1 rRNA gene is annotated in these 294 nt (G+C 45.6%); it reads right to left on the reverse strand.

Going from position 1 to position 294, the window contains the following annotated elements:
- Positions 1 to 271, reverse strand: a 23S ribosomal RNA gene (locus AN214_RS22050); the annotation flags it as partial.
- Positions 272 to 294 lie beyond the last annotated feature (23 nt).

The raw sequence follows: 294 nt of genomic DNA on the forward strand, positions 1-294 counted from the left end.
AGCTTAAGGGCTAATCCGATTTCGCTCGCCGCTACTTTCGGAATCTCGGTTGATTTCTTTTCCTCGGGGTACTTAGATGTTTCAGTTCTCCCGGTTCGCCTCACTTACCTATGTATTCAGTAAGTGATACCACTAAGTGGTGGGTTTCCCCATTCGGAAATCCTAGTCTCAAGCGCTTTTTACTAGCTTGACTAGGCTTATCGCAAGTTAATACGTCCTTCATCGCCTCCAACTGCCAAGGCATCCACCGTATACGCTTAGTCACTTAACCATACAACCCAAAATGGTTTGTAT

Origin of the sequence: Pseudoalteromonas sp. P1-9, from assembly GCF_001399975.1 — a bacterium.
Classification (GTDB): Bacteria; Pseudomonadota; Gammaproteobacteria; order Enterobacterales; family Alteromonadaceae; genus Pseudoalteromonas.